The 22,282-nt window shown below is 34.2% G+C and carries 24 protein-coding genes and 1 pseudogene; 16 read left to right on the forward strand and 9 right to left on the reverse strand.

The window, feature by feature from the left end; genetic code table 11:
• Positions 1-8 precede the first annotated feature (8 nt).
• On the forward strand, positions 9-203 hold the full coding sequence (locus CW751_RS07095; RefSeq protein ID WP_101334311.1) for a hypothetical protein: 195 nt from the start codon (positions 9-11) through the stop codon (positions 201-203).
• 255 nt (positions 204-458) lie between these two features.
• Entirely contained in the window at positions 459-881 is a 423-nt protein-coding gene (locus CW751_RS07100; RefSeq protein WP_101334312.1) for a nucleoside-diphosphate kinase, read from the forward strand.
• A 119-nt stretch (positions 882-1,000) separates the two neighbouring features.
• Here the strand turns inward: CW751_RS07100 and CW751_RS07105 are convergent, their stop codons facing one another.
• Entirely contained in the window at positions 1,001-1,204 is a 204-nt protein-coding gene (locus tag CW751_RS07105) for an amidohydrolase family protein (RefSeq protein ID WP_101334313.1), read from the reverse strand.
• 19 nt (positions 1,205-1,223) lie between these two features.
• On the opposite strand from CW751_RS07105, the gene CW751_RS07110 reads away from it, so the two are divergent.
• From CW751_RS07110 to CW751_RS07125, 4 genes are all read left to right on the forward strand, one after another.
• Positions 1,224-1,592 carry a hypothetical protein gene (locus tag CW751_RS07110; protein ID WP_101334314.1) on the forward strand — a complete coding sequence of 123 codons (369 nt, stop codon included), beginning with the start codon at positions 1,224-1,226 and terminating at the stop codon, positions 1,590-1,592.
• Between the two features lie 150 nt (positions 1,593-1,742).
• Positions 1,743-1,964, forward strand: coding sequence for a hypothetical protein (locus CW751_RS07115; protein ID WP_101334315.1), 222 nt, complete (start codon positions 1,743-1,745; stop codon positions 1,962-1,964).
• 49 nt (positions 1,965-2,013) lie between these two features.
• Positions 2,014-2,217, forward strand: a complete 204-nt coding sequence (locus CW751_RS07120) for a hypothetical protein (protein WP_101334316.1) — start codon at positions 2,014-2,016, stop codon at positions 2,215-2,217.
• 283 nt (positions 2,218-2,500) lie between these two features.
• Positions 2,501-2,857, forward strand: coding sequence for a hypothetical protein (locus CW751_RS07125; RefSeq protein ID WP_101334317.1), 357 nt, complete (start codon positions 2,501-2,503; stop codon positions 2,855-2,857).
• A gap of 89 nt (positions 2,858-2,946) precedes the next feature.
• On the opposite strand, the gene CW751_RS07130 is transcribed toward CW751_RS07125, so the two are convergent.
• Positions 2,947-3,309: a four helix bundle protein gene (locus tag CW751_RS07130; protein ID WP_101334318.1), complete on the reverse strand. Its 363-nt coding sequence runs from the start codon at positions 3,307-3,309 to the stop codon at positions 2,947-2,949.
• Between the two features lie 193 nt (positions 3,310-3,502).
• Here CW751_RS07130 and CW751_RS07135 point away from each other — a divergent pair, with 193 nt between their 5' ends.
• The 4 genes from CW751_RS07135 to CW751_RS07150 are packed head-to-tail and all read left to right on the forward strand — an operon-like array spanning position 3,503 to position 7,686.
• Entirely contained in the window at positions 3,503-4,126 is a 624-nt protein-coding gene (locus CW751_RS07135; RefSeq protein WP_205677799.1) for a 7-carboxy-7-deazaguanine synthase QueE, read from the forward strand.
• Positions 4,127-4,130: 4 nt separating this feature from the next.
• Complete coding sequence (locus CW751_RS07140) at positions 4,131-6,149, forward strand: OmpA family protein (RefSeq protein ID WP_101334319.1); 2,019 nt, start codon at positions 4,131-4,133, stop codon at positions 6,147-6,149.
• Positions 6,146-7,099: a geranylgeranylglycerol-phosphate geranylgeranyltransferase gene (locus CW751_RS07145; RefSeq protein ID WP_101334320.1), complete on the forward strand. Its 954-nt coding sequence runs from the start codon at positions 6,146-6,148 to the stop codon at positions 7,097-7,099. The genes CW751_RS07140 and CW751_RS07145 overlap by 4 nt, the downstream gene beginning before the upstream one ends.
• On the forward strand, positions 7,078-7,686 hold the full coding sequence (locus tag CW751_RS07150; protein ID WP_240612543.1) for a Maf family nucleotide pyrophosphatase: 609 nt from the start codon (positions 7,078-7,080) through the stop codon (positions 7,684-7,686). Before CW751_RS07145 ends, CW751_RS07150 begins: the two co-directional genes overlap by 22 nt.
• 31 nt (positions 7,687-7,717) lie before the next feature.
• On the opposite strand, the gene CW751_RS07155 is transcribed toward CW751_RS07150, so the two are convergent.
• Positions 7,718-8,641 (reverse strand): J domain-containing protein, encoded by a 924-nt coding sequence (locus CW751_RS07155; protein WP_101334321.1) that lies wholly within the window; start codon positions 8,639-8,641, stop codon positions 7,718-7,720.
• Positions 8,638-9,630, reverse strand: coding sequence for an AMP-binding protein (locus tag CW751_RS07160; protein WP_101334322.1), 993 nt, complete (start codon positions 9,628-9,630; stop codon positions 8,638-8,640). Before CW751_RS07160 ends, CW751_RS07155 begins: the two co-directional genes overlap by 4 nt.
• 108 nt (positions 9,631-9,738) lie before the next feature.
• Here CW751_RS07160 and CW751_RS07165 point away from each other — a divergent pair, with 108 nt between their 5' ends.
• Positions 9,739-10,167, forward strand: a complete 429-nt coding sequence (locus tag CW751_RS07165) for a thioredoxin family protein (protein ID WP_101334323.1) — start codon at positions 9,739-9,741, stop codon at positions 10,165-10,167.
• Between the two features lie 78 nt (positions 10,168-10,245).
• Here CW751_RS07165 and CW751_RS07170 read toward each other — a convergent pair whose 3' ends face one another.
• Positions 10,246-11,331, reverse strand: a complete 1,086-nt coding sequence (locus CW751_RS07170) for a CaiB/BaiF CoA transferase family protein (RefSeq protein WP_240612544.1) — start codon at positions 11,329-11,331, stop codon at positions 10,246-10,248.
• Positions 11,332-11,843: 512 nt separating this feature from the next.
• Here CW751_RS07170 and CW751_RS07175 point away from each other — a divergent pair.
• On the forward strand, positions 11,844-12,545 hold the full coding sequence (locus tag CW751_RS07175; protein WP_133122151.1) for a hypothetical protein: 702 nt from the start codon (positions 11,844-11,846) through the stop codon (positions 12,543-12,545).
• A 126-nt stretch (positions 12,546-12,671) separates the two neighbouring features.
• Here the strand turns inward: CW751_RS07175 and CW751_RS07180 are convergent, their stop codons facing one another.
• From CW751_RS07180 to CW751_RS07190, 4 genes are all read right to left on the reverse strand, one after another.
• Positions 12,672-14,753 (reverse strand): TonB-dependent receptor, encoded by a 2,082-nt coding sequence (locus CW751_RS07180; protein WP_101334325.1) that lies wholly within the window; start codon positions 14,751-14,753, stop codon positions 12,672-12,674.
• Positions 14,754-15,271: 518 nt separating this feature from the next.
• On the reverse strand, positions 15,272-15,622 hold the full coding sequence (locus tag CW751_RS07185; RefSeq protein WP_101334326.1) for a four helix bundle protein: 351 nt from the start codon (positions 15,620-15,622) through the stop codon (positions 15,272-15,274).
• A 183-nt stretch (positions 15,623-15,805) separates the two neighbouring features.
• A complete protein-coding gene (locus tag CW751_RS15370) occupies positions 15,806-15,946 on the reverse strand; it encodes a hypothetical protein (protein ID WP_165779241.1) in 141 nt (46 codons plus the stop codon).
• A gap of 79 nt (positions 15,947-16,025) precedes the next feature.
• Entirely contained in the window at positions 16,026-17,288 is a 1,263-nt protein-coding gene (locus CW751_RS07190; protein WP_101334327.1) for a PQQ-dependent sugar dehydrogenase, read from the reverse strand.
• A 196-nt stretch (positions 17,289-17,484) separates the two neighbouring features.
• Between CW751_RS07190 and CW751_RS07195 the strand changes: the two genes are divergently transcribed.
• The 4 genes and pseudogenes from CW751_RS07195 to CW751_RS07210 all read left to right on the forward strand — a co-directional run bounded on the left by CW751_RS07195 (position 17,485) and on the right by CW751_RS07210 (position 22,138).
• Complete coding sequence (locus CW751_RS07195) at positions 17,485-17,982, forward strand: TrmH family RNA methyltransferase (RefSeq protein WP_101334328.1); 498 nt, start codon at positions 17,485-17,487, stop codon at positions 17,980-17,982.
• A gap of 42 nt (positions 17,983-18,024) precedes the next feature.
• Positions 18,025-20,136, forward strand: a complete 2,112-nt coding sequence (locus CW751_RS07200; protein ID WP_101334329.1) for a Tex family protein — start codon at positions 18,025-18,027, stop codon at positions 20,134-20,136.
• Positions 20,137-20,699: 563 nt separating this feature from the next.
• Positions 20,700-20,918: pseudogene (locus CW751_RS07205) on the forward strand (tyrosine-type recombinase/integrase); the annotation flags it as partial.
• A gap of 140 nt (positions 20,919-21,058) precedes the next feature.
• On the forward strand, positions 21,059-22,138 hold the full coding sequence (locus tag CW751_RS07210; protein ID WP_133122152.1) for a hypothetical protein: 1,080 nt from the start codon (positions 21,059-21,061) through the stop codon (positions 22,136-22,138).
• Positions 22,139-22,282: the final 144 nt, after the last annotated feature.

Consider the following 22,282-nt stretch of genomic DNA (forward strand, 5'->3'; position numbering starts at 1 on the left):
GAGAAATTATGAAAACTATAAAATACATCACCACATTAACTTTTGTTGCAATTCTATCTTTGGGTTGTAACAAGACCATCAACAAAGGTGAAGAATATACAGTTGAGGGGCGTGTAATGTATAATTGTGAAACGCCTATGGATAACACTGAGTTTTCTTTTAGACAAGGAGACCTAGGAATACTTGGGATTGTGTTTATATGAGCAGTCTCACTTATGGAAAGGATCCATTAATGAACGTAAGTTACTTTATTAATGATTATCAGACCAATAAAAAAGAAATAACTTTTTCCTTTGGTTGGCCTTTGATCAAACGAACTCTTCAAAGCAGTTATAAAAATTGAATAATAAAAGTCGTGAAAACTTTCCGATTTGTATAACAGTAAAATATATCTTTAGGAATCTACTTATTCAATTCAAAATCACTATTTTTGCGCCACATAAAAAAAATAAAATAAAATGGCGGGAAATAGAACTTTTACAATGATTAAACCAGATGCAGTTAAGGCTGGTAACATCGGAAACATTCTTCAAATGATTACTGATGGAGGATTTGAGATTAAAGCGATGAAATATACGCAGTTAACTGAAGAGCAAGCAAAAGAATTTTATGCTGTTCACAGTGAACGTCCTTTTTATGGTGAATTGGTTGAGTTCATGACTTCAGGACCTATCGTTGCTGCAATTTTAGAGAAAGATAACGCTGTTGCTGATTTCCGTTCTTTAATTGGTGCAACTAATCCAGCAGAGGCAGATGAAGGAACAATTCGTAAGAAATACGCAAGTTCAGTGGGTGAAAATGCAGTTCACGGTTCAGATTCTGACGAAAATGCAAAAATAGAAGGTGACTTTCATTTTTCAGCTGATGAGGTTGTAGCGTAAGTTTACTTTTTTATAAAAAAATAAAAAAAGCTACCTCGAGATAATTTCTTGAGGTAGCTTTTTTGTAAGATTACTTTTTCAATCCTTTTTAATGTTCTTTACATTTTAATTTTATCGAATTATTTCTGAAAAACAGTTTCTCCTTCCTTCACCGTCTCTAAAACTTCAATATCCTTAATGCTTTCGGCCTCAGTTTTTAACGGATTCTTATCCAAAATTACAAAATCAGCGTATTTTCCTGCTTCTAACGTTCCTTTGATGTCCTCGTCGAACATTTCATAAGCTGCATTTTTTAGAGAAATCAAAATCGGATTATAAAACATTTTAATCTACATTTGCCTCGTGGAAACAAAATGGAGAAATATCACCTTGGCTTTCTTTTTAGCGATTTACAGTTTTTCTGTATTTGGCTTGAATTTAACTTTGCCCCAAAGTGATGAATCCACAAACATCGAATCAGGTGAAGCGACTCATTTTGCTGAACTATCTAAAATTGTTTTTCCACAAGCTATTCAAGTTGATGGAAATGGAGTAAACATAGTTCCCTTGCCACAAGAGGGAGAAACACCATTTGTTGATGCTCAGATTATCGTTCAAATTTTAGGTGATCGGCTTTTTCAAATTGATACAGATTATTTAAAATCTAAGCATCATCTGGAAATTCAATTTCCAGCCATCGACATCATTTTCCCTTTCCATAATTTCTGGTAATCCATTTTTGATCATTCTAGAAAAACGATTAAAAAGTCTATAAAACGATTATTCAAACGTGATTTTAATGGTGTTTAATCACCGTTTATAGCTTTGTTTTAACAATTAAAAATATGTGTCATTGACACAAAATCAGAAATTCAAATAAAAATGGAAACAGGAAATTTAATTATCGGAGGAATCTCCGCAGCAGCCATCATTTTGCCATTCGTATATATGTATAGAAAAAGTAAACAATTAGAACGTCAATTAACGAAAGGATTAAGGTCCTACGCTGCTTCAAAAGACTTCAAAATTGATCAAACTGAAGTTGCTGGAAATGTAATTTTAGGGATTGATAAACAAAATACAGTTGCATTTTTAGGCAAATAAGGAAAAAACAGAGGAAATATTCCGACATGTTAATTTAGAAAATATAAAATTGTGTAAAGTAAACCGTCAGGTAAGAGAAGTTGTAACGCACGGCAAAAGGGATAAAGTAACACATAGTTTGTCTTTAGAGTTTTATCCGCAACATCAACAAGAAGAAATCACAAGATTTTCACTTTACAACGAAGACAACGACGAGGCTTTAGGTGGAGAAATCCAACTGGCAAATGACTGGGTTGGAAAGTTTAATTTGTAAAAAACGTCGAACTATAATTAACCCAACCTTAATTCCACCTCAATCATTATTAGATTGTTTTAAATTTTGATGGGTCGGAAATGGACAGTTTTATTGACTTTTTTGAGGTTCTGAAAGTTTAATTAACTTAAGAAATTTCAAATAGTAATTTTGATAATTGCGTTCTGTTTCTGGCCTTTCATTTCAAACACTTTCAGTCCATTAATGATATTATTCTCCTTTAAATCATGTTTAAAAACCAACCTAAACAAGGAAATTCACGTCTTTTAGGAAAGCAATCATTATGGAAGCAAAAAACATTAAGTCATTAAACAGTGCAGTTTATGTAATGCGCCATTTTGTAGAATTGAGCGCCAAATTATTACCAATCTATGAAAAGTTAACACGCAGCGAACCACATAGTGTAGATTCAGAATTTGAAAAAAAGAAAATTGATGTGATTTACGAAGCTTATAATGTAAATCCCAAAACAAGTCAGTTTTTATTGGGTTCAAACATTGTTTCCTTAATTAAGGAGACTTATGAAACATTAAGGAATCGATCAAGCAAAACCGAAAAAAGAGCACAAGAGCAACTCGAAGCATTTTATGAAGAGTATGCAAAACTCAAACAAGATTGGTATATGACGTTGATGAACTGAAAATAATGATGAATTATGAACGATGAATTATGAATATTGTACAATTCATCATTCGCAACAAACCAAGGTTCTCTGTTATTATCGTTATATCAAAGCTTCTGCTTAATTGTTAAAATAGAGCTTTTAATCATTTTTAATAACTCCACAGCATTTTGATTTACACTTTCAAATTGATTTTGATTTATGTATTCAGTTTCTTTTAATAACTCAAACCAATAACTTGTTTCATCGCATTCTTTTTGAGCAATCGCTAATTTATGGATAAAGTCCTTTTTGCTTTCTGCATTTTGAGCCTCTCTTATCAAAGTTCCTACGGCCGTTCCACTTCGTAAAAGCTGTTTACTCAAAACGTACTCCCGTTTATCAGTAGATAAATACTTGTATAGTTTGACGATTCTAATTGCAAATAATAAAGATTTTGAAAGCAAAACATTTTCAATGGATTTTTTCATGATACGATGATTTTAAGATGGTTATTCCAATTAAGATAAGAATATTATTTGGTAATTATGAATGAAATGCGATGAATTATAAATGGTAAAAACATTCATCTCTGACAAATAAGCCCATTCATCGTTCATAATTCATAACTCATCATTAAGGTCGTTTCTAATTATTTAAAAGGTTTTCATTACTTTTGAAGTGATGGAAGAAACAATTGCAAAAAAACGGACATCTTGGCCTGTGATGGAATCTTTTTATACCATTCAAGGCGAAGGACATTATTCTGGAAGAGCGGCTTACTTTATTCGAACAGGTGGTTGTGATGTTGGTTGTGTTTGGTGTGATGTAAAGGAAAGCTGGGAGGCAGAAAATCACCCTGATACTACTTTGGAAACATTGCTAGAGGAGGTCAATACAACAAATACAAATTTTGTGGTTGTTACGGGCGGCGAACCTGCCATGTATAAAATCGAAAACTTAGTTTCTGCATTGCAAAACGAAGGGAAAGAAGTAGCTATTGAAACTTCGGGGTGCTATCCTTTAGATGCAAAAGTAGATTGGTATTGTTTTTCTCCAAAGAAATTTAAAAAACCGGTTGAAGAGGCTTATGAAAAAGCAAATGAACTCAAAGTGGTTATTTTCAATAAAAACGATTTTAAATGGGCCGAAGAACACGCTGAAAAAGTAAACGATGATTGTTTACTATATCTCCAACCAGAATGGTCAAAAGAGGCACAAATGTTGCCCCTAATTATCGATTATGTAAAGAATCATCCACAATGGAAGATTTCTTTGCAGACACATAAATACATGAATATACCTTAGAATTATGATAAAAAACTTTGTTTTACTTTTTACACTATTTGCTTTATTAATCAGTAGTTGTGCGACTGCCCAAATGGGATACAGTACAAAAAGCAAGAGAGCTATTAAACTTTACGAAGAGGGACGCGCAGCACCGCAAAAAAACATTGATGTGCGAACAGGTCGGCCAGATTTTGAAGCTGGGATTGAACTGTTACAAAAAGCATTAAAAAAAGATGAGAACTTTCTTGAAGCCCATCAAATGATTGGTGAGTTTTACAGACTTTCGGGTAAAAATAAAAAGGCAGTTCATCACTATAAAAAATCATTGGAAATTCGTCCTTCTGCAAATCTCAACGGTCAACTGTACCTAGATATTGGTGAATTGCAAATGAGAAATTCAGAATTTAAGGATGCAATACGATATTTTGATAAAATATTAGCAGGAGATAATAGAAACATGTCCAATAAAATGTTGCATGCTGCAGAATATTTAAAAACAAGTGCTGAATTTTCTTTAGAAGCCCGTAAAAATCCATTAAGCATTCATCCTGTCAATGTAGGAAAAGGAATTAACACGAAGCATCCAGAGTATTTTCCTACAATAACTGTCGATGGAAAAACTTTATTGTTTACAAGAGAAGTTCCCAACAATGATGGATCTCCGAGAGGGCAAGAGGACTTTTTTGTATCTCGATTAAACAAAGAGAATGTTTGGACAAAATCAGTTCCGATGCCAAGGCATATAAATACACCTCAAAATGAAGGTGCTCCAACTATTTCAGCTGATGGTAGAACCCTTATCTTTGTTGCTTGTGCAGATGCTACAGGAAGAAACTATGGACCTAACAGAGAAGGAAAAGGAAGTTGTGACTTATTTGTTACGGAAAGAATTGGAAATGAGTGGACCTTGCCGGTTAATCTGCCAGGAAAAGTGAATTCATTTACGTGGGAATCGCAACCATCTTTATCCGCTGACGGTAAAACTTTATATTTTATTCGAAGAGTTGGACAACAACGAAATCAAAGAAGTGATATTCATGTGAGTGAAAAACAGGCAGATGGAACATGGGGAAAGCCAAAACCATTGCCCATGAATATAAATACCAAAAGAATGGAATCATCTGTAATGATTCACCCAGATGGACAAACGTTGTATTTTGCATCAGATGGACATATTGGTTTAGGTGGTACAGATATCTACATGTCACGTAAAGATCCACTTGGGAATTGGGGAGATCCAGTTAATCTTGGGTATCCAATAAATACAGAAAGCAACGAAAATTCTTTGCTTGTTGGACCTGATGGAGAGATTGCGTTTTTTGCATCTGACAGAGAAGGGGGTGAAGGGAAGTTAGATATTTACTACTTTGAGCTACCAGAAGAATTACGTCCAATAAAGACCACATATTTTGAAGGTTTAGTGTATGATGCCATTACGAGCAAACCGTTAAAAGGAAAATTTGAGTTAATTGATTTATCTAATGGGGAAACTGTAATTGCTTCAGAAGCAGATCCATTAACGGGTGAGTTTTTAGTTGCATTGCCTACGCAAAAGGAATATGCGTTGAATGTAACTTTTCCTGGCTACACGTTCTTTTCAAAAAACTTTAATATGAAAGAAAGTGACGAAGCTATTCAAATGGATGTTCCTATGATCCCTCTAACTGATGAACAACCTGTTTTGTTGGCAAATGTATTTTTTGATTTAGGGAAGTCTACTTTACGTCCAACTTCTCATGTGGAATTGAATAAACTCTACAATTTCTTAACAGAAAATACCGAAATAAAAATTGAAATTGGTGGTCACACTGATACACGTGGAGACGATAAAGCCAATCAAAAGCTTTCTGAAGATAGGGCAAAAGCTGTATTTGATTATATCGTTAACAAAGGAATAGCTCAAGAAAGACTAACATACAAAGGATATGGTGAGGAGCGTCCTATAAATAGTGATGAGGAAATTAATGAAATGGAATCTGTTGAAGCAAAAGAAAAAGCACATCAAGAAAATAGACGTACCGAATATAGAATTATAAAATGATCCATTTTTTTAAATTAATTCGTCCTGTTAATTTGCTGATTATTGCAGCAACAATGTATAGTATCGGTGGGTATTTAGATGTAGTTTATGCTCCTTTTCACGAAGATAAACTCCTAGTTAAAACCTTTGACTTTTTCTTATTGGTCATTTCAACAGTTATGATTGCTGCAGCAGGAAATATCATTAATGATTATTTTGACGTACGAGCGGATCGCATAAACCGTCCGGATAAAACAATTATTTCAAAATTTATAAAACGTCGTTGGGCTATTGTGTTTCATTGGATTCTTAACTTTATTGCCTTTGGAATCGCAATTTACCTAGGATTAATTAATGATACATTTTGGTATGTTTTTATCCATCTTTTGTCAATTAATTTTCTTTGGTTTTACTCAATGCAGCTTAAAAGAACACTTGTAATTGGAAATGTTGTTATTGCACTTTTAACAGCTTTGGTGCCAATTTTAGTTGGGATATATTACCAAGATATTTTTCGAACAATCTTGTTAGATCAGGTATTTCCATTTCATTTAGACGCATATACTCTCTTCCCCATTTATTTAGGTTTTGGTCTAGGAGTCTTTGCGTTTGTTCTTAATTGGGTACGAGAAATTGTTAAAGACATGGAAGATGTGAAGGGAGATTTAGTATTGAAAGCACGAACAATTCCTATTGTTTACGGATTAAGTAAAGCGCGCCTTGTAGCGATTATTTTTGTCATAATATCCATGGCTTTATCAATTCCTATATTATTATTTTGGCAAAATGGTTTCATCGATGGAGTAGCGCTACTTCCATTACTTTTTAGTGCAGTTTCTGCTACAATTTCTTTAGTGCTTTTATTGCAGAAAGTAACTCCAAATCGATTAAGGAAAATTAATTATAGCCTAAAATTAACAATGGTTTTTGGAATGTTTCTCCCTATCTATTGGCTTTTACTCATCATATAACATTTTGGTTCTATGTTTTCAAAAAAATTATTTTAGGTTCATCATCACCAAGAAGGAAACAACTCATAGAAGATCTAGGTGTTCAATGTGAAATTCGTAAAAAAGAAGTTGAAGAGGTTTATCCTGAGACGCTTCCTATTGAAGAGGTTCCTGTGTTTTTATCACAATTAAAAGCAGAGCCATTGAAGTCTAATATTGGTATGGATGAAGTTTTACTTACCTCCGATACTGTTGTTATTCATGAAGGACATATATTGGAAAAACCAAAGAATGAACATGAGGCGAAAGCTATGTTGAAAGAATTGTCAAATAGTGTGAATGAGGTCATTACAGGTGTTTGTTTGCAGAGTCAAAATCATCAATCATCATTTTCTGTCAAAACAAAAGTCTTTTTTAATCGGTTGACGGAAGCAGAGATAGATTATTATATTAAAAAGTATCAACCGTATGATAAAGCTGGTGCATACGGCATCCAGGAGTGGATAGGGATGATTGGTGTAACAAAAATTGAAGGTTGTTTTTATAATGTTATGGGACTGCCTATGCAAAAGTTATGGGAGGTTTTAAATAATGAATTTTCCTCATAAGTGTAATGTGAAAAATGTGTTCTACATAAACCTACAGTATTCCTAAACTGATTACATGTGCCCATCTGTCATTGGATATAAGAAAACCCAACAAGAAGAAAGGCATGAATTTATAACTAATTTGAAAAAAGATACTAAAAGTAAAAGTTCTTCCCTTGATTAAAAAAGTTATTAAAGGAAACATCAGGATGGCTGGAATTAATGGGTAGGTACTCACTAAACTATAGTCAGGAACGTAACTTCGCCATTCAAAGTTTCGCCAAATTTTGACAGATTTTATTTCTTTAAAAAACAAAGAACGTTCTAAGTACAAATAATTTTTCTGACTCAAATCAATAAAATCTATTGTTATCCATGCTTTCTGCCCATTTTCAAACTGAACAGGTGAAGTAGGTAAATTTCCAGCACCAGAATACCCAATTTGTGTATTTTGCTTTGAGATCTGATTCATCATTAAATGTGAAGGGAAAAGATATAAATCCATAGAAATAAGTAACGAAAGAAATGTGCAGGTAAACATGATTATTTTGAAACGTCTCCATAATTTTCCTGTTGTTAGGCTTTTATAATATCGCTCATTTTCGGCTGCTTCATAACGCTTTCGTTGTTCGTAACGTTTACGAGCTTGTTTCATTTTTTCCTCTCGTACCTCCTCGGCAGTTCGTGAGGATTTTGTCGTAGTTCTTTGTGTATGTCTTCTTTGTGTTGTTTGTTGTTGTGTTGTTCGACTTCGGGTTGATTGTTTAGTTCTTCTTTGTGGTTGCTCTCCGCGTTCGATCGCAAGTAAAATACGCTCATAAGCCTCATTTACCGCAATGAATTTATCTTTGGCAGCCGCCGATGGGTTTCTATCTGGATGATATTTCATAGCCATCTTTCGATAAGCTCTTTTAATCACCTTTAAGTTTTTTGTGGGTGTTATTCCTAAGATTTGAAAATATCGGCGGGTACTCATTGAATTGCTGCAGTAGTTTTAATTCTATCTATTTTTCCTGATGGGGTTTTATGTAGCGAAGATAAAAAGAAATATTCCTTCGGACGCGCATAAGGCGTTATTAAGTTGTTTATTTTTTCTTTAAGATCAGCGCTTTTTAATTCATCTCCTCCAATAAAAACTACCTTGTTACCTAATTTGTCATCAGGAATAGAGCTGATAATAAAGTTGCTAGAACAGATTGTTTCTGCAATTTTCTCTTCAATTTTTTCTGGATGTATCTTTACACCACCAGAATTTATAACAAAATCAGACCTTCCAAGCCAATGAAATGAAGTTTCATTTATTAACTCCACAATATCATTTGTTTCCAAATTATTGAGACCTAATTCATCGTTTGTAATTACCAATCTACCTTCTTTTGTAGTTAGTTTTGTGTGTCCTATTGCACGAAATGGTGCGCTGGTGTGTTTTAATTCTTTTAAAGCAATGTGTGATACTGTTTCTGTCATACCAAATGTTGAATACGCATTACAATTGAATTGTTTTAGTTGTTCTATTAATTGGTTTGAAACAGGAGCGCCACCGATAATTAAATATTTAATTAAATTTAACTTTTCTGGATTTTCTCTTAAAATATGCTCAACTTGCAATGGAACCATCGCAGCAAAATCAATTGGTTTCGTTATTTTCTCTAAGGGATTTCGTGTAACATTTGTTACGTAGAGCTGGAGGTTAAATTGAAGTGCACGAACAACCATCATTTTTCCTCCGATATATTGCGTTGACATGCATAAAAGAGCTGATTTGCAATTATTTAGGTTGAGAAATTTTCCTGTCATTTTCGCAGAAACTTCCATTTTCCATTTTTCAATCTTAATCTCTTTTGGATTTCCTGTTGAACCTGAAGTCAATTGAGAAATTACTTCATTGTCACTGTTCCAGAGGTCTATAAAAGAAAAAACAGGCTCTAATGTTTCTTTCGAAGCGTCTAAACTTATTACATCCATCTAATTAATTTTAAAGGCATGAATTTTGATTTGTGCCTTGGTAATATTAAATCAAATATGCTGAATTTAAATTGAGTTTTGTAACTTTAGCATAATAAATTAAAGAACATGAAATATTTAAGTATCGCCACAGTTTTAATTGCTTTCGTAACGACTGCTTTTATTTGGTCACCAGCAAGTGATAATGAAAAAGGGATTCAGTTTGAATCTATAAGTTTTAAAGAAGCCATAGAAAAGGCAAAAAAAGAAGATAAGTTAATCTTTTTGGATGCTTACGCCGTTTGGTGTGGTCCCTGTAAAATGATGGATAGAACTACTTTTAAAGACGAAGAAGTGGGAAAGGTTTTTAATGAAAACTTTATTAATGTGAAAATTGATATGGAAAAAGGTGAAGGACCTGCTTTGGCTAGAAGATACCAAGTCCGTGCATATCCAACAATGATGTTAATTAATGGAGATGGAAAAGTTGAAAAAAGAATTTTGGGTGCAGTTAGAGATACACAATTACTAACGGAAGTAAAAGATTTTGTAAAATAAAATCATAGCATTCCAAATAATTTATTTTTAGATTAAAAAGAGTCGAATTTAATTCGGCTTTTTTTTTATGATTTCTAATTATAGATCTTTTATCTGAAAAGCAATTCCACTTACCCGCTTTGTTTCTTTTCCGTCTATCACTTCTGTCCTTACCAAATCTTTAGCGGCTTTAGTTTCAAATACGGCTTCTAAATCTTTCACTTCACCACAAGGCACAAAGTTTTGGTGCATGTAAGTCAGTATTTCATCCGCTGAAAATTGTTTTATCTTTTCATTCAATAATTCAAAAAGAAGTGTTCTGTTTTTTACGCGTTGTTGCACATTTTTAAATCGTTCGTCCTTGGCAAGGTTTTCTATATCTAAAAATGAACAAAGTTGCTTAAAATGGCGATTGCTACCAATGGCAAAAGTAATGGTTTTATGGTCTGTTGTTTCAAATAACTCACCATAAGGAGCAATATTCGGGTGTAAAGAGCCAATGCGCTGTGGAACATGATTATTCATCAAGTAATTGGAAGCTTGATTCACCAAAGAACTTACCGCAGCGTCGTACAATGAAACGCTTAAGCTTTTCCCTTGATAGTGCTCATTTCCTTTTTTGGCAAACAATTCAATGAGTAATCCTTCCTTTAAATGATGCGCAGCCAAGACATCAATAAAAGCGATTGGCATTTTAACGGGGCCGCTTTTAGGCGTTCCATTCATGGACATTATTCCCGTTTCTGCTTGCAATATCAAATCATAAGCTACGCGGTCACTTTTTGCTCCAAATCCATTGATTTTCCCGATGATGATTTGTGGATTAATCTCATGAAGTTTTTCATCTGTTATCTGCAATTTCTCTTGATCGCCTAATTTAAAGTTCATCAAAATGATATCTGCCGACTTTAATTCTTCAAATAACTGTTCACGGTGATTCTCCATTCTAAGATTTAACTGACGATACACTTTTTTATAATTAATACTCGAAAAATAAGCCGAAACGGAACTGTCTTTGTCTTCATTCGGCATTTTCCACAAGCGCGTCACATCAGGATGTTCAGGATGTTCAATTTTAATGACTTCCGCACCGAGTTCAGCAAAAAAAGAACCCACAGATGGTCCTGCTAGAACAGTGGATAAATCGATGATTTTTATGTTTAGGAAAATGGATTGTCTGGACATATTGTAAAAAATATTTGGAAAAGGTAAAGATAGAGGATAATTGATAATGGACAATTGAAAAATGTATTTTAATCAGTCCAATATACTTCAGTATCACCTGTAGGTTATTTACTTGAATTTTCAGGTATAGAAATGGTAAGGTTTTATTTCTTAACCCGAATTATTCACCAATCTTAAAGTTTAAGAATGTTAACATCTGTAAGTCAGTATTTTAACTGTATTTCCTGTAAAATTTGAGAAACCCATTTTTGGGTATTTGTGTATTTGTAAGATTTTGATTTAATTTTGATCTATTCGTCGTTACAAGCCCCGCGAAATATACATATATTACTTTAGGTCTTGTGCCTAGAATAGATTTAAAATTAAATGCATGAATAATCCGGGTTAATTTTGTCCCTCATAGAATTTTTATGAAAATCTACTTATTTTTATTCTTGCTTTTGTTTCACTTTCAAATTTATAGTCAATCCGAAATAAAATGTCCTTGTTTAGATTACTATAAACAATCAAGGTTGAAAACTTCTTCCTTATTGGAATTTTATCGTGCTATTTTAGCGGATGAATTGAAAGAAGTTACGTTATCTGTATTGGAAACACCAAATGTCACTCAGTCGAAACATAAAGCTGATTACTCACGGATCCTTTATATTGTTCAACTTTCTGATGTTATACGCTTTGACCCTCTACCTGGTATTGGTTTTGCTCAAGAAAAAGATACCGCAGCGATTGCCAGCCTATATCAAAAGGAATTTGACAGTAATGATACGTTAATCAAAGATGTTCGCCTTATTTGGAGTAAACAATGGTACAGTCTTATTGGTTTTGGGGATAAAAAGTTTTATAAACTATATGCCGTAAATAGAACTAAAGAACCAAAAAAATATTTGTCAAGTAAAAATATTGATGCTGCAATAGTAACAAATGATTCTATTAGTAAAAAAAACAATGTGATTGGAATAACAAATAGTCTTGGTATACATGAGTTAAAAGTATTCTCATTACATAATTACAGACAATTCATCACTGGTGTTTCATATAATAAGGTGGTTGTCTCAAAATTTATACAAAACTCATTGTATCAAGGGAATATATTGATTGCCGAAGGAGTAGATAAAGAGTTTGCTGTTGAACTACGAAATAAAATTAATTGTAATGCACATGAAAAGCGGATCGGACAAGAAGAATTTGAAAAAGAAATGAAAACATGCAAATAATTCTTTGAGTAAAGTTAGAAAATGTGTGTTTAATTCGTAATTCGTAATTGAACCATTCGTAATTGAACCATTCGTAATTGAACCATTCGTAATTGAACCATTCGTAATTGACCATTCGTAATTGATTTAAAACTCAACCTTCACCCCACCATAATAATTCCGTTTCGCTGCAGGATTAAAATACCGACTTCCATAAGCATTAATATCATTTCCTAAACTGTATTTTTCATTGAGTAGATTATCAATTCCTGCGAAAAATTCCAATTGGAAAGCTGTTGAAAGTTGCCATTTCCATGTGGCTTTGAGTTGCACCAAATGAAATTCATCTGAATAAACAGTGTTAGCATCATTCAAGGGCATTGATGAAGTGTAATAATGCGAAATGTTTAAACCGAAGTTTTTAGGAAATTTAAACGTCAAGGTATTCGACCAAGTATAATCGGGAACTGCGGTGACTTTGTTTTGTGAATAATCATTGTATTTCACTTGATAATCTCCAAAACGATAATGATTGTAGGTAAATGCCGTTTGAAAATTTAGATTGCTGATGAATCGTTTTTTGTTGGGGACAAGTATATGACCCAAAAACGAAGCTTCAATTCCTTGTTGATTCATTTCTCCAGCATTGACGAAATATTCTGCACCGTCTTGGTTCAATTGTCTTACGATTCCGTTGTTCATGTCGTAGAAATAATAGCCAAGATCAGTAATGAATCTTCTATTTTTTGACTCCCAACGCAAACCACCTTCATAATTGATTCCTGTCTCTGGTTTTAATTCAATGTTAATCGTGTTATCGGAAGAACGCACTTCGGCTATGGTAGGTGGAGAATAACCTTTGGAAATACTTCCTCGTAGGGCTAAAGTTTTGGTGATCAAATAAGAAGTCGCCACTCTTGGTATTAAAATATTCCCGAAATTGATTTCACCTGTTGGATTTTGAACGATTGGATAAATCGATTGATAATAGATTTTCGCTTGATTCAATCCAATAGAAGCTTCGATAGTCCAACGATTAAATAGATTCGCATTTGTCCGATAAAAGTAACTGCCTTGCAGATTATCCAATTCATCTTTCGCTTGTGGATCCCCTGGCGTTCCTTGATTGTTGTCGAAATTATCAATTTCATTCCATCCTTTTTGACCTTCAAATCCTAATTGCATTTGCCATTTTATATTTGAATTGATGGTGTCTTTGTAAGAAAGAAAAGTCCGCAATCCGATATTTTGTTCTTTTCTAAATTCATAATTGGTAATGAAGGGGTTTTCGAAATCGGTGTGGGAACCAAAAATGCTAATGGTATGCGATAAATTCTGAGTGATTTGGGCATCGTGTGCAATTCCACCAAAAAATGTTTGATTGTAAATTCCTGCTTGTTGTTCGGAAGCTGATGGATTTGGTCCTCCCGCTGGACGAGACATAGTCGGGTTTTCTATAAATTGAAATTCGGTTAATCCGCCTGGCGTTTCATAATTTAAATCAGAAAATAAAGCCAAAACACGTAGTTCATTCTTTTTGGAATATTGCCATTTATGAGCTGTTTGAAAAGTGAATTTATTCAATGCCGATTGATCGCGATAACCATCGGAACGCATAAATGATTGATCAACTGAAAAAGAGTATTTGTCATTGACTTTTCGCTGAACAGAAAGTTGTTCTTGAAATAGGCCAAAAGAACCGCCATTTAACAAAAGTGAACCTTTGTTTTTACGCACATTAAACCCTTTAGGCTGCATACGAATAACTCCGCCAGAATTGGCACCATAAAGTGAACCGTCTGGACCTTTCAGCACATGAATAGAAGTAATAGAAGCTGGGTCTATAAGATTTAAATAAGTATTTCCACCAGCGTCAGTCAACACAAATTCGTCCATATAAATCTTGGTGTTGCGAATCCCAAAAGGCGAACGGATCAAGCTGCCGCGCATAGCCAAACGGTAACTTCCAGGCGAACGTTCTTCCATTCGGATTCCTGGAACTGTGTTTACAGCAGGCAATAAAGTGGTGGTTTGTTGTAATTCAATTTGCTCAGAAGAAATGTTTTGAGCGGAAGAAGTGAGACCTAAAAGTGGTTGCTTGTTGAAATAAGCACGTATTTCTATGGCTTCGAACTCAGTCGCTTGAGACTTTTGTAGGGAGTCTGGATCTTGTCCGAAAAGAATGGAGAAAGAGAATAGGAATAAACTATATAATAATATTTTATACATTTGAAAAGACTTTTTTGTATCCAGCTAACTTTAAAAGTTACGAATTTAAGAATTACGAATTCATCGCAAAAGTGAAAGAATACCATTAACTCATATCTTTTCTTTGGGATTAATCTAATTTAAGTATTAAAATGCCTATCTGATACTTTACTAGTGAATATATCTAAGCCGCTGATCATGTGGTAAAATGTTAATTTACAAGATCCTTCGCAAATTTCTCTTTTCTCTCACTCGATTGCTTCCCAACTCCCAAAACCGTCATCCTGATCATATTTGAAAATTAAGATTTTCAAATATGGAAGAACCTTGTCAAGTAAAAGAGAGTAATTTTTATTATAGTTTATTAAATTACTGGCAAAGTTCCCGATAAACATTAATATTAATTCAATCCAAAATCCTTTTTAAACCCCAATTCGTAATTCGTAATTGAACAATTCGTAATTCGTAATTGAACAATTCGTAATTCGTAATTCGTAATTCGTAATTGATTAATTCGTAATTGACTAACTCGTAATTGACTAACCTTTTCTAATTGATTTCTGAATACTACCGATAATTCTTAAAATCTCTTCAATATCATTAATCAAGTTCTGACTATGTGTTGGTTCTAAATATTGTGAATCTCGTAAAAGTCTAATCCAGTATTTAGTTTCTCGGGCTTCTTTATATGAAATGGTGAGTTTAGCGAAAAAGTCTTTCTTAGATTGACCTCCAATTGCTTCTTCAATATTTGCTCCAATTGATGTTCCCGAACGTAAGATTTGTTTACTTAAAACATACTCTTTTTTGTCGCTTTGTAAATGTTTGTAAAGACTGATGATTTTTAAGGAAAAAGCATAACTTTTGGTTTGAATGATATTATCTTTCATGTGATTTAGGTTTTTAAAAGTATTAAAACTGCTTAATAAAGTTACAAATAATAAAAACAATATCCACCAAACAATCTAAAATACTTTCCGTATAATTCGTAATTCTCTCATTCGTAATTCGTAATTGACTAATTCGTAATTCGTAATTCTCCCATTCGTAATTCGTAATTAAACCATTCGTAATTAAAACAAGCCCCAACGGAGATGGAAAAAGGCTCCCAAATCATCACCCAATCCGTAATTAAATCCTTCGTAATTTCCTAATTCGTAATTCTCCCATTCGTAATTCGTAATTCTCCCATTCGTAATTCGTAATTCTCCCATTCGTAATTCGTAATTCCCCCTAATTCGTAATTAAACCATTCGTAATTCCATAATTCGTAATTGTCTAATTCGTAATTGACTAATTCGTAATTGAATATAGCTTCCCCCCATCCGTTACCACAAAAAGTTCCCCATTCTCTCCTTGCGTTATCGCTCTAAATCGTTCTCCTTCGTCAGCTAGAATTCTTTCTTCACCAACGACTTTATTGTTTTCGATGACCAGCCTTGCAATGTGATTACTGTTTAATCCGCAGAGGAAAAGATTATTTTCCCATTCAGGAATGTTGTTTCCTTTATAAAATGTCATTCCGCTTGGAGAAAGCACAGGGTCCCAGTAATAAACAGGTTGTTCCATGCCTTCTTTTTGCTGAATTACGGGATCGCCAATTTTCCCGCCTGCATATTCAATTCCGTAGGTGATTATTGGCCAACCATAGTTGTTTCCGGGTTTAATTAAATTCAATTCGTCTCCACCGCGCGGACCAAATTCGTTGCTCCATAAGTCACCTGTTACGGGGTGAAAAGCCAAGCCCTGTGGATTGCGGTGACCATAAGTATAGATTTCTGGTAATGCTCCTTCTTGGCTTTCAAATGGATTTCCAGCAACTGGTTTTCCATCGGTGGTGATGTGAATTATTTTTCCAAATGAGGTGTTCAAATCTTGTGCTTTTACGCGGGTTTCTTTGTCGGAACGCTCTCCAATGCTTACAAATAAATCGCCGTTTTCATCAAAAATCACTCGGCCGCCATAATGTAGTTTTCCGTCATAAGTGGGAGTAGCACGGTAAATTACTTCTACATTTTTAATCGATTTTTCATCATCTGCTAATTTTCCTTTGGCCACTGCCGTATGATTTCCATCGTCAACTCTTTCGGTAAAAGTCCAATAAATCATTCGACTATTTGAAAAGTCTGGCGATAAAGTCAAGCCTAATAATCCTCCTTGACCACGATCATCAACTTCTGGAATTCCTGTGATTTTTTCACTTACTTTTCCAGTTGAAACATCGACAATGCGCATTACTCCTTCGTTTTCGTTGATGAGTAAACGTCCATCTGGAAGTTCTACAATTCCCCATGGTTTCTTTAACTCTTTGGTGATGATTTTCGTTTTATAAGGTGTTTCTGTCTTCACACCTGCAATTCTGGTTTGACCTTCAAAGGCAGGTTCAAAATCAGCATTTGCTTTTCTCGTTTCCACAGGTGGTAGAGAATCTTCAACGGTTTTATCCTGCTTTGCCGTGTCAGTTGAATTTGTTGAATTCGCATCAGATGTCGAGTTTGCCGATGTGCATGCTGCGAATATCGAAGCGAAAAATATAGATGTAAAAACTTGTTTCATGAATTTCGTTTTAAATACAAAAAATAAATATTGTACCTATAAATATAGATTTTTTGAGCGATTGATTGATATAAACGTATTAATTTTTGATAAATTAAAAAACAGAAAAAGTTAAATCTACTTGCTAAGTAAGTTATAGCTTTATCTAATTATCATTTTATTATTTTTAGGATCTAGAATAAATAAAGTCGAGATAATGCAACTCACACATTACAATAACCGATTCAAAAAGCGGAAGTTTCCCATTTTTCTTATCTGCGATAACGTAACAAATGCACCGAATATCGGAAGTTTGTTTCGCATTGCTGATGCTTTTGGCGTTGAAAAACTGATTTTATGTGGCGAAGTCAACCTAGGAAGAAAAGTGACGAAAACTTCTCGTTCTACGGAGAAATATGTGCCTTACGAATTGCATGATTCTACTTTGGAAGTTGTCAAAGATCTAAAAAATAAAGGTATTCAAATGATGGCCATAGAAATTACAAAAACAAGTCAGGCGATTCAAACTTATCAATTTCCCTTATCTCGTCCCATAGCTTTAATTGTAGGTGATGAGAATTTTGGCGTTTCAGAAGATGTATTGGAATTGATGGATGAAACTCTTCATATTGAGATGTTTGGAGAAAATAGCAGTATAAATGTGGCACAAGCTGCTAATATCGCTTTGTATGAATTGACCAGACAATTGCTTTAACCTGCATTATTCTTATTTTTATCGCGTTAAAAACAATGATCAATGAACGAAGTAAAATATATTCTCAATCATACCCAACTTCAATCCAAAAACATTGAAGCAACTCTAAAATTGCTTTCCGAAGGAGCGACTATTCCTTTTATTTCTCGTTACAGAAAAGAAGCAACAGGCGGACTCGATGAGGTTGAAATTGCCAACATTCGTGATGCAAGTTTGCAGTACAATAAAATAACCGACCGACAAACAACCATCAAAAAAGCCATTGAAGAACAAGAAGCTTTAACGGATGAATTAAGAAATAAAATCAATGCGTGTTTTGATCTCAATGAATTAGAAGATCTTTATTTACCGTATAAAAAGAAACGAAAAACAAGAGCAGAAGCCGCCCGACAATTAGGATTGGAAGGTCTGGCAAAACTCATTATGTCGCAAGGTGGTCAAACTCCAGAAGATGCAGCAAAACGATTTGTGAAAGATAAAGTAAACGACGCAGAAGCGGCTTTGGCTGGAGCGCGAGATATTATTGCAGAATGGATCAACGAAAATAGTGCAGTGAGAAGTCGCTTGCGGAAATCGTATTCCAATTATAGTCAGCTGACTTCAAAAGTCGTGAAAACGAAAAAAGAAGAAGCTGAGAAATACCGAGATTATTTTGATTATTCGTCTTCCCTTAAGAAATGTCCTTCGTATCGATTCTTGGCGATTTATCGTGCCAATAAAGAAGGATTGTTACGCATGAAAGTTGTGGTAGACGAAGATCATATTTTTGATTTTCTACACCGTTATTATGTGAAAGGAAATTCTCCAATGAACGAACAAATTGAATTGGCGTATGAAGATGCTTATAAAAGATTGTTACATCCAGCCTTGGAGAATGAAGCTTTATCGGAGAAGAAAACGGAAGCAGATATAAGTGCCATAAAGGTGTTTTCAGATAATTTGAGACAATTGCTACTCGCTCCACCTTTAGGGAAAAGACGCATTTTAGCCATCGATCCAGGATTTAGAACAGGCTGTAAAGTTGTTTGTATCGATGAAGCAGGTGAGTTACTGACCAACGCAACTATTTTTCCACACGCTCCACAGCGAGAAACAGATAAAGCAAAAAGTAAGATTTGGCAATTGGTGGAAGCACATAAAATTGATGCCATTGCGATTGGAAATGGAACTGCAAGTCGAGAAACAGAATTTATGGTGAAACGCATAAAATTCAAAACGGATATAGATATTTTTGTCGTTTCTGAAGACGGCGCTTCGGTGTACAGTGCGAGTTCCATCGCCCGACAAGAATTTCCAGATTATGATGTTACAGTCCGTGGTGCAGTTTCCATCGGACGAAGATTAATGGATCCTTTGGCAGAATTGGTGAAAATTGATCCAAAATCAATTGGAGTTGGGCAATACCAGCACGAAGTTGACCAAAAACTACTGAAAGAAAGTTTGGACGATGTAGTGATTTCTGCGGTAAACGAAGTGGGGGTGAATCTAAATACAGCATCTCCATATTTATTGAGCTATGTTTCTGGATTAGGACCTCAATTGGCAGAAAATATAGTAGAATTCCGAAGAGAGAATAACGGATTTTCATCGCGAAAACAACTGAAAAAAGTCAAACGACTTGGAGAAAAAGCATTTGAACAATGTGCAGGTTTTTTAAGAATTACGGACGGAAAAATTCCTTTGGATAATTCTGCTGTACATCCTGAATCTTATGCAGCAATCGAAAAAATGGCCAAACAATTAAATATGACGGTTGAGGATTTAATTGGTAATGCGGAAGTCTTAGATAGTTTGAAACAATCCGATTTCTCCTACATAGACGCATTTACATTCGAGGACATCATAAAAGAATTGAAAAAACCAGGACGCGATCCAAGAAAGAAAGTAAAGGTCTTAGAATTTGACAGCACAGTAAACACAATTGATGACTTATCGGTAGGCAAAAAACTCAATGGAATTGTCACCAACGTCACCAATTTTGGAGCATTTGTCAACATTGGTATCAAAGAAAATGGTTTGATTCACAAATCCAATTTAGCAAATACCTACGTTGAAAACCCAGCAGATTACATCAAGTTGCATGAACATGTTACCGTAGAAGTAATTCAATTGGATGTTGCAAGAAAAAGAATAGGATTAAAGAGAGTAGAGTAGAAGCTGAACCCACACCGATGCTGTTGTTTTATGTTTAATAGATTGATATGGCGGCCTATATCTGCCTACTCCTCCAATCTGCTTCCTGTTGTGCTACGCTGTTTATTCAATTATGAATGATTCAATTACGAATGATTCAATTACGAATTACGAATTAATCAATTACGAATTCGTTAATTACGAATTTAGGCGCAAAAAGGAGCTTCCAAGGTCGCTCTTTTTGAGCCTACAGCTGGGCACAACAGTTCATCAGGATTTCCGTATCCGTCAGGGCCGGGAGTGATTACCATTGAAACACACTTTTCTTATAGGAGAATTAACCCGGATTATTCATGCATTTAATTTTAAATCTATTCTAGGCACAAGACCTAAAGTAATATATGTATATTTCGCGGGGCTTGTAACGACGAATAGATCAAAATTAAATCAAAATCTTACAAATACACAAATACCCAAAAATGGGTTTCTCAAATTTTACAGGAGATTCAGTTAAAACACTGACTTTCAGACGTTAATATCCTTAAACTTTAAGATTGGTGAATAATTCGGGTTAAAGAGTGTTAAAAATCATTAAGAAAGCAATAAAAAAGGCAGGAATAAAGAAACCCGTTACGCTTCATTGGTTGCGCCATAGCTATGCTACCCATTTACACGAAAGTGGAACTGATATTCGTTTTATTCAAGAACTGCTTGGACATAAGAGCTCTAAAACAACAGAGCTCTATACCCACGTTAGTAATAAAAGTATACAAAACATCAGAAGTCCTTATGATGATTTATAAAAAATATAGGTTAATTCAAAAAAATCGTTAAATTTGAGATAATCGAAGTAGGATAAAACTGTACAATATTTCTGTTTTTAGCATATATTGTGCAATTTATATGTATGTATAAACGAGTTGGGGGCAATTAAAACAAACCTATGCAGATAACAGAACTTCTAAGATTGACAGAATGGTTCAAGACAAACATTGTCGGGGAGAAAATCCCTAATTTATACAAGAACCTTTTTAATAAAATGAATCAAAACGCTTCAAATAATAAACAGCCATTTGAAGACGAAAAGAATAGCTTGTTTAAAGCTCTGAAAACCGTAAATCTAAATTCATTGACGTTAGAGCAAATTAAATTTCTTGAACAATTGGAAGTTTTAGAGCTCTTGGGAGATGAAGGAATAAACAATATAGAATCGATACTTTATGAAAACAGCTTAGACATTGCGACTGCGGCAAAAAAAGTAGGAGAATACAATACTATAGTTCAAAATTGCGTGAACACAATTAATGAGTTAGACTCAACTTTAGGTAAGTCATTCTCAATTGAAGATGATGAATTGCCTGAAGATACAATTATGATGCGCGTGTATTTCCAAGATGGAGTTGCGATAAATGATATTACTGATTTTAAGAAACTTGGTTCTGTTTGGCATGAAATAGGTCGTGGAATTGCAATGGCACAAGGCCAGACTCCAGAAGACTTTAAAATAGTCGGAGCTCAGAAAGGCTCTTTAATAATTGAAATGGCGATTTTAGCAGGAATTGCTACTTCAGTAAGTACAATACTTCTTAAAGGGCTAAAAGTTGCTGAACGAGTTATTGATATTCTAAAAAAAGCTGAAGAACTGAAAGCAATGAAACTGTCAAATAAAAAAATTGAACAAGACATTAAAAAAGAAGCCAAGACAGAGAAAGAAAATGGAATACAATTAATACTTGACGCAGCTTTAGAAGAACTTGGTATTGACAAAGAATCAGAAGGTGACAAAGTGAATGCATTGGAAAAGTCAATTACCAAATTAATTGATTTCACTCAAAAAGGTGGAGCGGTAGATTTCATTGAACCTGAAGAAGAAGAGATAGACGAATCGGATGATAATGAATCACAAGAAGAATCAAATTCTTCAGTCAGAGAAGAAATTAAAAAACTGAAAAGTAATATGCAAGAAATCAGACAGTTAGAAAGTAAAATGAAACTGCTCGAAGATAAAATTGAAAAAAAATAACTGCCCACAACAGCGCATATAGTTTATGGCGGAATTATTGACAAATCCAAAGTTTTTGTATTTTTAGAAACGTAAAACCTTAACCGAAACATTTGCTCTAATTTGCCCGCCACAAACCATATGCGCAAACCGTTATGCGCAACA

This window comes from Brumimicrobium salinarum (assembly GCF_002844555.1).
Taxonomy (GTDB): domain Bacteria; phylum Bacteroidota; class Bacteroidia; order Flavobacteriales_D; family Crocinitomicaceae; genus Brumimicrobium; species Brumimicrobium salinarum.

What these genes read in the sequence shown, in the direction of transcription:
- CW751_RS07115 (WP_101334315.1), top strand. Translation starts at nt 1,743, where the DNA reads ATGGAAACAGGAAATTTAATTATCGGAGGAATCTCCGCAGCAGCCATC.
- CW751_RS07135 (WP_205677799.1), top strand. Translation starts at nt 3,503, where the DNA reads ATGGAAGAAACAATTGCAAAAAAACGGACATCTTGGCCTGTGATGGAA.
- CW751_RS07190 (WP_101334327.1), bottom strand. Translation starts at nt 17,288, where the DNA reads ATGAAACAAGTTTTTACATCTATATTTTTCGCTTCGATATTCGCAGCA.
- CW751_RS07145 (WP_101334320.1), top strand. Translation starts at nt 6,146, where the DNA reads ATGATCCATTTTTTTAAATTAATTCGTCCTGTTAATTTGCTGATTATT.
- CW751_RS07170 (WP_240612544.1), bottom strand. Translation starts at nt 11,331, where the DNA reads ATGTCCAGACAATCCATTTTCCTAAACATAAAAATCATCGATTTATCC.
- CW751_RS15370 (WP_165779241.1), bottom strand. Translation starts at nt 15,946, where the DNA reads ATGGGAGAATTACGAATTACGAATGGGAGAATTACGAATTACGAATGG.
- CW751_RS07185 (WP_101334326.1), bottom strand. Translation starts at nt 15,622, where the DNA reads ATGAAAGATAATATCATTCAAACCAAAAGTTATGCTTTTTCCTTAAAA.
- CW751_RS07210 (WP_133122152.1), top strand. Translation starts at nt 21,059, where the DNA reads ATGCAGATAACAGAACTTCTAAGATTGACAGAATGGTTCAAGACAAAC.
- CW751_RS07130 (WP_101334318.1), bottom strand. Translation starts at nt 3,309, where the DNA reads ATGAAAAAATCCATTGAAAATGTTTTGCTTTCAAAATCTTTATTATTT.
- CW751_RS07140 (WP_101334319.1), top strand. Translation starts at nt 4,131, where the DNA reads ATGATAAAAAACTTTGTTTTACTTTTTACACTATTTGCTTTATTAATC.
- CW751_RS07155 (WP_101334321.1), bottom strand. Translation starts at nt 8,641, where the DNA reads ATGAGTACCCGCCGATATTTTCAAATCTTAGGAATAACACCCACAAAA.
- CW751_RS07100 (WP_101334312.1), top strand. Translation starts at nt 459, where the DNA reads ATGGCGGGAAATAGAACTTTTACAATGATTAAACCAGATGCAGTTAAG.
- CW751_RS07095 (WP_101334311.1), top strand. Translation starts at nt 9, where the DNA reads ATGAAAACTATAAAATACATCACCACATTAACTTTTGTTGCAATTCTA.
- CW751_RS07165 (WP_101334323.1), top strand. Translation starts at nt 9,739, where the DNA reads ATGAAATATTTAAGTATCGCCACAGTTTTAATTGCTTTCGTAACGACT.
- CW751_RS07105 (WP_101334313.1), bottom strand. Translation starts at nt 1,204, where the DNA reads ATGTTTTATAATCCGATTTTGATTTCTCTAAAAAATGCAGCTTATGAA.
- CW751_RS07180 (WP_101334325.1), bottom strand. Translation starts at nt 14,753, where the DNA reads ATGTATAAAATATTATTATATAGTTTATTCCTATTCTCTTTCTCCATT.
- CW751_RS07160 (WP_101334322.1), bottom strand. Translation starts at nt 9,630, where the DNA reads ATGGATGTAATAAGTTTAGACGCTTCGAAAGAAACATTAGAGCCTGTT.
- CW751_RS07195 (WP_101334328.1), top strand. Translation starts at nt 17,485, where the DNA reads ATGCAACTCACACATTACAATAACCGATTCAAAAAGCGGAAGTTTCCC.
- CW751_RS07200 (WP_101334329.1), top strand. Translation starts at nt 18,025, where the DNA reads ATGAACGAAGTAAAATATATTCTCAATCATACCCAACTTCAATCCAAA.
- CW751_RS07125 (WP_101334317.1), top strand. Translation starts at nt 2,501, where the DNA reads ATGGAAGCAAAAAACATTAAGTCATTAAACAGTGCAGTTTATGTAATG.